The sequence below is a fragment of the Staphylococcus sp. GDY8P196P genome (assembly GCF_017891705.1).
GTDB classification, from domain to species: domain Bacteria; phylum Bacillota; class Bacilli; order Staphylococcales; family Staphylococcaceae; genus Staphylococcus; species Staphylococcus ureilyticus.
Window position 1 is genome coordinate 96587 of sequence record NZ_JAESJS010000012.1, and the last position, 11818, is coordinate 108404.

Here is an 11818-nt window from a genome sequence, read left to right on the forward strand (position 1 = left end):
ACTACTATAGTTTAACAAATTTTTCCTTATTTTACTTCAAACTAAAACAAGTTCCAACATTTTGAAATTATTTGAATTGATAGAAAATTTAAAAAAATCATTGACAGCACAAGTTCAATATAGTAAATTTAATTTATCGAATTTTTAGACAATTCAATTTAATACATTAACAGATAAACCATTCTAACGGAAAGGAGCATAATAAGATGACCAAATATACAATGCAATACCAACCAACAACTTCAAATATTTTAGTCATTTTATTATGCTATTAGGACTGGAACTTTAGTAAAGAATCTACTAAATGTTTAAGTCCTATTTCTAGTTGAATGGGACTTGAAAGCGTCCCAATTATTTATTGGGACGCTTTTTTATTTTCAAATTTATGGGGGAATTAATATGAGAAGCGATATGATCAAAAAAGGAGATCATCAAGCTCCAGCAAGAAGCCTTTTGCATGCAACAGGCGCTTTAGAAAAACCAACAGATATGAATAAGCCTTTCGTAGCTATATGTAATTCATATATCGACATTGTACCAGGACACGTTCACCTAAGAGAATTAGCTGACATTGCTAAAGAAGCAATTCGAGAAGCAGGTGCCATCCCCTTTGAATTTGACACAATCGGTGTAGATGATGGTATTGCAATGGGACATATTGGAATGAGATATTCACTGCCATCTAGAGAAATTATTGCCGATGCTGCAGAAACAGTTATCAATGCACACTGGTTTGATGGTGTCTTTTACATACCGAACTGTGACAAGATTACACCTGGCATGTTACTAGCAGCTGTAAGAACCAATGTTCCAGCTATTTTTTGTTCAGGTGGACCTATGAAAGCAGGTTTATCATCACAAGGTAAAGCATTAACACTTTCTTCAATGTTTGAAGCAGTTGGAGCATTTAAAGATGGTTCAATTTCAAAAGATGAGTTTTTAGATATGGAACAAAATGCTTGCCCTACTTGTGGTTCATGTTCTGGTATGTTTACAGCAAATTCAATGAATTGTTTAATGGAGGTTTTAGGCTTAGCTCTCCCATATAACGGAACAGCCCTAGCAGTAAGTGACCAACGTAGAGAAATGATTAGAGAAGCAGCATTTAAACTTGTTGATAATATCAAAAATGACATTAAACCAAGAGATATTGTTACTAAAGAAGCAATTGATGACGCATTTGCTTTAGACATGGCTATGGGGGGATCTACCAATACAGTACTACACACATTAGCGATTGCAAATGAAGCTGGCATTGATTATGACTTATCAAGAATAAATGAAATTGCGAAAAAAACGCCTTATTTGTCAAAAATAGCACCAAGTTCTTCCTATTCTATGCATGATGTACATGAAGCTGGTGGCGTTCCAGCTATCATTAACGAATTATTTAAAAAAGAAGGTACACTTCATCCAGACAGAATTACAGCCACAGGTAAAACACTTCGTGAAAATAACGAACACAAAGAGATATTAAATAGTGATGTAATCAGACACCTTGATAATCCATACGATAAACAAGGTGGCCTTTCAATCCTTTATGGTAACTTAGCTCCTAAAGGTGCGGTTATCAAAGTCGGTGGTGTTGATCCTTCAATTAAAGTCTTTAAAGGAAAAGCAATTTGTTTTGATTCACATGATGAAGCAGTTGAAGCAATTGACAATCACGTAGTACGTGAAGGTCATGTGGTTGTGATTAGGTATGAAGGCCCTAAAGGTGGACCAGGAATGCCGGAAATGTTGGCCCCTACATCATCTATTGTAGGAAGAGGGTTAGGTAAAGACGTTGCATTAATCACTGATGGTAGATTTTCCGGAGCAACACGAGGTATTGCTGTTGGTCATATTTCACCAGAAGCAGCGGCGGGTGGACCTATCGCTTTAATTGAAAACAACGACGATATCACAATTGATTTAACAAACAGAACATTAAATGTAGAAGTTACAGACGAAGTATTAGAATCTAGAAAACAAAACTTGAAACCATTTAAAGCAAAAGTGAAAACAGGTTATCTTGCACGCTATACAGCATTAGTAACGAGTGCTAATACTGGTGGTATTATGCAAGTACCTGAAGATCTCATTTAAGGAGTGAGTATGATGTCTAAACAAACTGAAATACTTGAATATGAAAAATCAGAAAATTTAGATTATTTTGAAACAGCAGAAGCAATTGAGACCGAAGTTGAATTAGAAAAAGAAACAATTGATGAAATGAAATCTGGTTCAGAATTATTAGTAGATTCACTTGTAAATGAAGATGTAGATTTTATATTTGGTTACCCTGGTGGTGCTGTACTTCCACTATATGACACATTTTATGATGGGAAAATTAAACACATTCTAGCGAGACATGAACAAGGTGCTTCACACGCTGCTGAGGGTTATGCGCGTGTTTCTGGAAAAACTGGTGTCGTTGTCGTTACAAGTGGTCCTGGAGCAACAAATGCAATCACTGGTATTGCTGATGCTTATAGTGATTCACTACCGCTTGTCGTTATCACAGGTCAAGTTGCAACAGCTGGTATAGGGAAAGATGCTTTCCAAGAAGCAGACTTGCTTTCAATGACTACACCGATAACTAAACATAATTATCAGATTAAAAATGTAAATGAAATACCTAAGATAATCCATGAGGCATTTCACGTAGCAAACTCAGGAAGAAAAGGACCAGTCGTTATTGACTTCCCAAAAGATATGGGAATCTTATCTACTAACGCAGAAGTATCAAACGAATTGAACCTACCTGGTTATTCAGTTCCTAATCAACCAGACAAAACAGAAATTCAAAAATTACGTGATTATTTAAAATCTTCTAAAAAACCTGTGGTTTTATCAGGAGCTGGTGTAAATCACGCTAAGGCTAATGAAGTTTTCACTGAATTTGTTACACGACATCAATTGCCTGTAGTTAGTACTTTATTAGGGTTAGGTGCCATACCATATGAAAATCCCCTATTTTTAGGTATGGGGGGAATGCACGGATCATACGCAAGCAATATGGCATTAACAGATTGTGATTTACTTATAAACTTTGGCAGTCGTTTTGATGACAGACTTGCAAGTAAACCAGATGAATTTGCACCTAATGCAAAAATTGTTCATATCGACATTGATCCATCAGAAATAAATAAAATAATCAAAGTTGATTTAGGTATTGTTGCAGATTGTAAAGCAACTTTAGAAGCATTACTTGAATTCGACAGCTATTCAATCAACCATGATGACTGGTTAGAAACATGCTTTAACAATAAAGCAGAGCAACCTTTTGCATACAAAGAAGATCCAGATGGTACATTTTCAAAACCACAACGTACTATTGAATATATAGGAGAAATTACTAAAGGTGACGCAGTTGTTACAACTGATGTCGGTCAACATCAAATGTGGGTTGCCCAATATTATCCATTTAAAAATCACGGTCAATTAGTTACGAGTGGTGGCTTAGGAACAATGGGCTTTGGCATACCTGCAGCAATAGGTGCAAAATTAGCTGAACCTGATAAAACAGTCGTAGCTTTTGTTGGCGACGGTGGTTTCCAAATGACCAATCAAGAGTTAGCAATACTAGAAGAATACGATTTAGACATAAAAGTTGTAATTATAAATAACGGCACGTTAGGTATGGTTAAACAATGGCAAGATAAATTCTTTAACAAACGTTTCTCTCATTCCGTATTTAATGGACAACCTGATTTCTTAAAATTGGGAGAAGCATACAATGTGAAAGGTTTCCTTATCGAAGATCCAACACATTTAGAAGAACAACTAGACGCTGCTTTTGAACACAAAGGGCCTGCTCTCATTGATGTTCGTATCTCACCTATCGAACCTGTTAATCCAATGGTGCCTAGCGGTAAAGCTAATTATGAGATGGAGGGATTATTATGAGACGCACATTTAGAACAAAAGTTTTAGATAAAGCTGGTACTTTAAATAGATTAACGAGTATCTTTGTTCGCAGGCAATTTAACATTGTCACGTTATCAGTTACTCCAACGAGAGAAGATGGCGTTTCTAATATCACATTTGTAGCGGAAGTCCCAGATTCAGATGTTTTAAGAAACTTAATTAGCCAATTGGAAAAACAAATAAATATTATTGATGTAGAAGACATCACTGATACAAACACTTACAACAGAGAATTAGTGCTTGTGAAATTAGAAACACCAAGTAACCATCAAGATTTACAAAAAGTAATTAAACCTTATGATGCGCTAGTCTCTATTTTAAAAAATGAGGATCCTTACACCTATCTTCAAGCCTCAGGTCCACAATATACAATGGATAATTTATTAGATGATCTATCATCATATAACATTGAACAAGTTTCAAGAACTGGTTCAGCCGGTTTAGTTTAAAACACAATTCATCAAACTATATTTAAAACATGGAGGATTTTATTATGACAACAGTTTATTATGACCAATCAGTAACGAAAGATGCATTACAAGGTAAAAAAGTAGCCATCATCGGCTATGGTTCACAAGGACATGCACATGCGCAAAACCTAAAAGATAACGGCTATGACGTGATTATTGGCATCAGACCAGGTCGTTCATTTGACAAAGCAAAAGATGATGGTTTCGAAGTATATCCTGTAAATGAGGCAGCAAAACAGGCTGATGTCATCATGGTATTATTACCAGATGAAATTCAAGGACAAGTATATAATGAAGAAATTGAACCTAATTTAGAGCCAAATAATGCACTTGTTTTCGCACATGGCTTTAATATTCACTTTAATGTTATTCAACCACCTGAAACAGTAGATGTATTTTTAGTAGCACCAAAAGGGCCTGGACATTTAGTTAGACGTACTTTCACAGAAGGTAGCGCCGTACCCGCCCTATTTGCAGTTGAACAAGATGCAAGTGGTGAAGCAACTGATTTAGCACTAAGTTACGCAAAAGGTATTGGTGCAACTCGTGCTGGGGTTTTAGAAACATCATTTAAAGAAGAAACCGAGACAGATTTATTCGGTGAACAAGCAGTACTTTGTGGTGGTACAACAAAACTAATTCAATCTGGTTTTGAAACATTAGTTGAAGCTGGTTATCAACCAGAAATTGCTTACTTTGAAGTTTTACATGAAATGAAATTAATTGTTGATTTAATGTATGAAGGTGGCATGGAAAACATGCGCTATTCAATCTCAAATACAGCTGAATTTGGAGACTATGTATCAGGACCACGCGTAATCACTCCAGATGTTAAAGATAATATGAAAGCAGTACTTAACGATATTCAACAAGGAAACTTCAGCGATCGTTTCATCAAAGATAACGAAAATAATTTTGAAGAATTCCATAAACTACGTGAAGAACAACATGGACATCAAATTGAAGCGGTTGGTAGAGACCTACGTGAGATGATGCCATTTATTAAATCCAAGAGTATTGAAAAATAATTAGTTTTATGGTGATGCCTGAAGAATCAAGAGAAGTCCCCTACTTTAATTTTTAGGACAATTTTAGATTGTTCGGCTCATTCATCATATTGAACTAAAATCTATTTATTAGGAGATGTTTAAAATGACTAGCCATATTCAAATTTTTGATACGACACTAAGAGACGGAGAACAAACGCCAGGCGTAAACTTTTCCTTCGATGAACGCTTAAAAATTGCTAAACAACTTGAAAAATGGGGTGTTGATATCATCGAAGCTGGTTTCCCTGCTTCAAGTTCAGGTAGTTTTAAATCCGTAGAAGCGATTTCTAAAACATTAACAACCACTGCTGTTTGTGGCTTAGCACGTTGTGTCAAAAAAGATATTGATGCAGTGTATCAATCAACAAAAGAGGCAGTAAAACCTAGAATACATGTGTTCTTAGCAACTAGCCCTATTCACCGTGACTCAAAACTCATGATGTCCAAAGAAGAAGTGTTAGCATCAATCAAAGAGCATGTTGCTTATGCTACAGAATATTTTGACGTCGTTCAATTTTCACCAGAAGATGCTACAAGAACGGAACTACCTTTCTTAATCGAATGTGTTCAAACTGCAGTTGATGCGGGAGCAAGTGTCATCAATATACCTGATACAGTTGGATTCAGCTACCCTACAGAATATGGCAAAATTTTTAAAACACTCCAAGAAAGCATTAAAACGAATCATGAAGTTATTTATAGTGCACACTGTCACGATGACTTAGGCTTAGCTGTTGCAAATAGTATGTCTGCAATTGAAAATGGTGCAAAACGCATTGAAGGTACTTTAAATGGTATTGGTGAACGTGCAGGTAACACAGCCCTTGAGGAAGTTGCACTTGGCCTATACGTTCGACAAGATCATTATGGTAATCAAACACAAATAAATCTCGAAGAAACTAAAAATACATCTGATTTAATAGCACGATATGCAGGAATTCGAGTCCCAAGAAATAAAGCTATTGTCGGACAAAATGCTTTTAGTCACGAATCAGGTATTCATCAAGATGGTGTTCTTAAAAATCCTGAAACTTATGAGATTATGACACCACAATTAGTAGGCGTCAAAACAACTGAATTACCGCTCGGTAAATTATCTGGTAAACACGCTTTTTCAGAAAAATTAGTTGCATTGGGATATGATGTGGATGCCGAAGAACAAAAAGAACTATTTAAGCAATTTAAAACAATTGCTGATAAGAAAAAGTCTGTTACTGACAGGGATATACACGCTTTAATTCAAGGAACTGAACATGAACAAAATGCCATCTATAAAGTTGAAGCTCTGCAACTACAATTCGTCTCAAATGGACTACAAAGTGCAGTCGTAGTTATTCAAGATAAAGATGGAAATACGTATCAAGATTCAAGTATTGGTACTGGATCAATTGTTTCTGTATATAATGCAGTAGATCGAATTTTCAATCGCAAAACTGAACTTATAGACTATCGTATTGAATCTGTAACTGAAGGTACTGATGCACAAGCAGAAGTACATGTCCAAATTAAAATTGGAGATCAAATCGTTACTGGTGTAGGTATTGATCATGACATCTTATTAGCATCATGTAAATCATATGTTGAAGCACATGCTAAATACGTTTCTAATTCAGAAGTGAAAGAAGGTATTCACTCATGAGTTATAAGATTGTAGCACTTCCCGGGGATGGGATTGGACCGGAAATTTTAAATGGTTCACTAGAAATTCTTTCACAACTGAGTAATATCTATAATTTCGACTATGAAATAGAAACGCATGATTTCGGTGGTATTGCTATAGATAATCATGGTACGCCACTACCTGATACGACACTAAGTGCTTGTAAACAAGCAGACGCAATTCTATTGGGTGCTGTCGGTGGCCCAAGATGGACAGACCCTAATAATAGACCTGAACAAGGTCTGCTTGGTATTCGAAAAGCTTTAGGTCTATTTGCTAATATTCGCCCCACTACAGTAACGAGTGGTACCAGTCACTTATCACCTATTAAAAAAGAGCGTGTAGCTGGTACAGATTTTATTTTAGTGAGAGAGTTAACAGGTGGTATTTACTTTGGTGAACCAAAACATTGGAATGAGGATAAAGCTTTAGATTCCTTAACTTATACACGTACAGAAATAGAACGAATTGCAAGAGTTGCTTTTGATTTAGCTCAAAACCGTCGCAAAAAATTAACTTCTGTAGATAAGGAAAATGTACTTTCTTCCAGTAAATTATGGAGAAATGTAATAAATGATGTATCTAAAGACTATCCAGATGTTGAAGTTAATCATTTACTTGTAGATGCTTGTGCAATGCATATCATTACAAATCCTTCTCAATTTGACGTCATTGTAACAGAAAATTTATTTGGAGATATATTAAGTGATGAGGCATCTGTAATTCCTGGCTCGCTTGGTCTTTCACCATCAGCTAGTTTTAGTGAAAAAGGACCAAGACTTTATGAACCCATTCATGGTTCTGCACCTGATATTGCAAATAAAGATATAGCAAATCCATTCGGTATGCTTTTATCAGTGGTTATGTGTTTAAGAGAAAGTCTTAATGCACCAGAGGCTGCTCATAGATTAGAATCAGTTATTTATCAACTTATCGAAGATGAAAAAACAACTCAAGATCTCAATGGTAAGTATAAAACGACTGATATTTTTAAATTCATTAAACAAAATCTTTAAAAAGGAGGAGATGTCATATGGGTAAAACACTATTTGACAAAGTTTGGAATAAGCATGTCTTAACCGGTAAAGAAGGTGACCCACAATTATTATATATAGACCTACATCTTATACACGAAGTCACATCTCCTCAAGCTTTTGAAGGACTTAGACTACAAAATAGAAAGCTGCGCAGACCTGATTTAACCTATGCGACGCTGGACCATAACGTTCCAACAGTTGATATTTTTAATATTAAAGATGAAATTGCTAATAAACAAATAACAACGCTTCAAAAAAATGCCGAAGAATTTGATGTGCATATTTTTGATATGGGTTCTGACGAACAAGGTATCGTGCATATGGTTGGTCCTGAAACTGGACTGACACAACCTGGAAAAACAATCGTATGCGGAGACTCTCATACAGCTACACATGGTGCTTTTGGTGCTATTGCATTTGGTATTGGAACTAGTGAAGTCGAACATGTTTTTGCAACACAAACACTATGGCAAACAAAGCCAAAAAATTTAAAAATTGATGTTACTGGTAAACTACCTACAGGCGTATATGCAAAAGATATTATTTTACATCTTATTAACCAATATGGTGTTGATTTTGGTACTGGATATGCACTTGAGTTTTCAGGTGAAACTATTCGTAGTCTATCAATGGAAGCAAGAATGACGATTTGTAATATGGCGATCGAAGCTGGTGCAAAGTATGGGATGATGGCGCCTGATGAAACTACATTTGAATATGTAAAAGGAAGACCTTATGCAACAAACTTTGCATATGATGTAGATGAATGGCGTGAACTTTACACTGATGATGATGCAAATTTTGATAAAATCATACGACTTGATGTTTCTGATTTAGAACCACAAGTTACTTGGGGTACTAGCCCTGAAATGGGTGTTAGCTTTAATACACCATTTCCTGAAATTAATGATGTTAATGATGAACGGGCCTATAACTATATGGGACTAAAACCTGGCCAAAAAGCAGAAGATATTGATTTAGGTTATGTATTTTTAGGTTCTTGTACGAATGCTCGACTATCTGATCTAATAGAAGCAAGCCATATTGTAAAAGGAAATCAAGTGCATCCTAATATTACAGCAATCGTCGTTCCTGGTTCTAGAACAGTAAAGATAGAAGCAGAAAAATTAGGTCTTGATAAAGTGTTTAAAAATGCTGGATTTGAATGGAGAGAACCTGGTTGTTCAATGTGTCTTGGTATGAACCCTGACCAAGTACCTGCTGGTGTGCATTGTGCATCAACAAGTAATCGTAACTTTGAAGGACGCCAAGGCAAAGGGGCTCGAACACACTTAGTCTCCCCTGCTATGGCAGCTGCTGCAGCCATTAACGGGAAGTTTGTAGACGTAAGAAAGGTGGTTGTATAATATGGAAATCCAACCTATCACAACCTATACTGGTAAAGTTGTTCCATTATTTCATGATAATATTGATACTGACCAAATCATACCAAAAGTACATTTAAAACGAATTTCTAAATCTGGTTTTGGACCTTTTGCTTTTGATGAATGGCGCTACTTAGAGGATGGATCCGACAATCCAGATTTCAATCCAAATAAGCCAGAATACCAAGATGCCACGATTTTAGTAACTGGGGATAATTTTGGTTGTGGTTCGAGCCGTGAACATGCAGCTTGGGCAATTAAGGATTATGGTTTTGATATTATTATTGCTGGTAGTTATAGTGATATCTTTTATATGAACTGTACTAAAAATGCGATGTTACCTATCGTATTAAATGAAGAAGAACGTCAATACATTGCCAAAGCAGGTAAAGTCACTGTTGATTTACCTAATCAAACTGTGACTGCGAATGATAAAACATTTCACTTTGTTATTGATGAAACGTGGAAAAATAAACTTGTTAATGGACTTGATGATATTGCTGTAACACTACAATTCGAAAATGAAATTCAAGCATATGAAACGTCAAAAGCTTTTTAACGAAACTTAAATAAAGGTGTGAAATTTATGGCTGTCAAAACAACTGTTTCTTCAAAAGATATAGATGAAGCTTTCTTACAATTGAAAGATGTTGTTAAAGAAACTCCTTTGCAAAAGGATCATTACTTATCGCTTAAATACGATTGTGATGTCTATTTAAAAAGAGAAGACTTACAATGGGTTCGATCTTTTAAATTAAGAGGTGCTTATAACGCAATTATAGCGTTAAATGAAAATGATAGACAAAACGGAATTACATGTGCAAGTGCAGGTAATCATGCACAAGGTGTTGCTTACACTGCCAACAAACTTAATTTAAATGCTGTTATATTTATGCCAGTAACTACACCTCTTCAAAAGATAAATCAGGTGAAATTTTTTGGTGGTAGTAACGCTGAAGTTGTGCTTACCGGCGATACATTTGATGATTGTCTAAAAGAGGCACTTACGTATACTCAAGATAATAAAATGAATTTCATCGATCCATTTAATAACATTTATACAATCGCTGGCCAAGGTACGTTAGCTAAAGAAATTTTAAAACAATCTAAAGAGGATAACATTCAATTTGATTATTTATTCGCAGCTATAGGCGGTGGTGGGTTAATTTCAGGGGTAGGCACTTACTTCAAAGAACATTCACCACAAACTTCTATCATTGGCGTAGAACCTGCCGGTGCGAGTAGTATGTATGCCTCTGTTGTACTAGAAAATCAAATAGTAACGTTACCTGAAATTGATAAATTTGTGGATGGTGCATCTGTAGCAAAAGTCGGTGAAATCACATATGATATTGCCAAAAATGTAGTAGATGACTATATTCAAGTACATGAAGGCGCTGTTTGTTCAACGATCTTGGACATGTATTCTAAACAAGCAATTATTGCGGAACCTGCTGGTGCTTTAAGTGTTTCAGCATTAGAACAATATCGTTCAGAAATTAAAGGTAAGACAGTTGTTTGTGTTGTAAGTGGCGGCAACAATGATATCAACCGTATGAAAGAAATCGAAGAACGTTCTTTATTATTTGAAGAAATGAAACATTACTTCATTCTCAACTTCCCACAAAGACCTGGCGCATTAAGAGAATTTGTAAATGACGTACTTGGACCAAAGGATGATATTACTAAATTTGAGTACCTTAAGAAAAGTTCTCAAAATACAGGAACTGTCATCATCGGCATACAATTAAATAACCATCAAGATTTAGATAACTTAAAGTCGAATGTCAATGAATTCGATCCTTCCAATATCTATATTAACGAAAACAAAATGCTTTATTCACTATTAATTTAAAAGTCTAGCTTATGCTAGACTTTTATTTTATATAAAGTACCACTTGCAGTTCTTCGAACTGGAAGTTAAGCTCCTTTTACGTAAAAAAAAGACCCTTTCGGGTCTTGATTGCCTGTAAAGTCACACTTCTTAATTTTAATTTTTACGTTTCACACTTATATATCTTATAAATTTATATGTTATTGGAATAGTGTGACTTATACATGAGCTTTAGCTCATGTATTCCTCTTTACCTACTCTTGCGGAACGTAAGTCAGCTACCTTCGGCGCTAAGAAGCATCCCTGACTTCAGACAAGCGCTCGCATCTTTCCTCAGTTTCACGCTTTCCTCACTCACTTACCGCTTGTAAGCTCATTTCGTCTCTCGTTTACTTCGTCAGCTTCAAACGCTTTCTTTTGTCAGTTTACAGTTCTTCGAACTGGAAGTTAAGCTCCTTTTATGTAAAAAAA

9 protein-coding genes are annotated in these 11818 nt (G+C 35.6%); all 9 read left to right on the forward strand.

The window, feature by feature from the left end:
* The first annotated feature begins 399 nt into the window (after positions 1-399).
* The 9 genes from ilvD (at position 400) to ilvA (ending at position 11368) form a co-directional block, all read left to right on the forward strand.
* Positions 400-2088: a dihydroxy-acid dehydratase gene (ilvD, locus tag KA814_RS08410; RefSeq protein ID WP_064210000.1), complete on the forward strand. Its 1689-nt coding sequence runs from the start codon at positions 400-402 to the stop codon at positions 2086-2088.
* A 12-nt stretch (positions 2089-2100) separates the two neighbouring features.
* Positions 2101-3891, forward strand: coding sequence for a biosynthetic-type acetolactate synthase large subunit (gene ilvB, locus KA814_RS08415; protein ID WP_064210001.1), 1791 nt, complete (start codon positions 2101-2103; stop codon positions 3889-3891).
* Positions 3888-4361 (forward strand): acetolactate synthase small subunit, encoded by a 474-nt coding sequence (ilvN, locus tag KA814_RS08420; protein ID WP_046206534.1) that lies wholly within the window; start codon positions 3888-3890, stop codon positions 4359-4361. Before ilvB ends, ilvN begins: the two co-directional genes overlap by 4 nt.
* 44 nt (positions 4362-4405) lie before the next feature.
* Entirely contained in the window at positions 4406-5410 is a 1005-nt protein-coding gene (ilvC, locus tag KA814_RS08425; protein ID WP_046206535.1) for a ketol-acid reductoisomerase, read from the forward strand.
* A 124-nt stretch (positions 5411-5534) separates the two neighbouring features.
* Positions 5535-7070, forward strand: a complete 1536-nt coding sequence (locus KA814_RS08430; protein ID WP_064210002.1) for a 2-isopropylmalate synthase — start codon at positions 5535-5537, stop codon at positions 7068-7070.
* On the forward strand, positions 7067-8107 hold the full coding sequence (gene leuB / locus KA814_RS08435) for a 3-isopropylmalate dehydrogenase (protein WP_064210003.1): 1041 nt from the start codon (positions 7067-7069) through the stop codon (positions 8105-8107). Before KA814_RS08430 ends, leuB begins: the two co-directional genes overlap by 4 nt.
* A 17-nt stretch (positions 8108-8124) precedes the next feature.
* Positions 8125-9495: a 3-isopropylmalate dehydratase large subunit gene (leuC, locus tag KA814_RS08440; RefSeq protein ID WP_064210004.1), complete on the forward strand. Its 1371-nt coding sequence runs from the start codon at positions 8125-8127 to the stop codon at positions 9493-9495.
* Between the two features lies 1 nt (position 9496).
* Positions 9497-10072 carry a 3-isopropylmalate dehydratase small subunit gene (gene leuD, locus KA814_RS08445; RefSeq protein ID WP_064210005.1) on the forward strand — a complete coding sequence of 192 codons (576 nt, stop codon included), beginning with the start codon at positions 9497-9499 and terminating at the stop codon, positions 10070-10072.
* 27 nt (positions 10073-10099) lie between these two features.
* Complete coding sequence (ilvA, locus tag KA814_RS08450) at positions 10100-11368, forward strand: threonine ammonia-lyase IlvA (protein WP_046206540.1); 1269 nt, start codon at positions 10100-10102, stop codon at positions 11366-11368.
* The last annotated feature ends 450 nt before the right edge of the window (positions 11369-11818 follow it).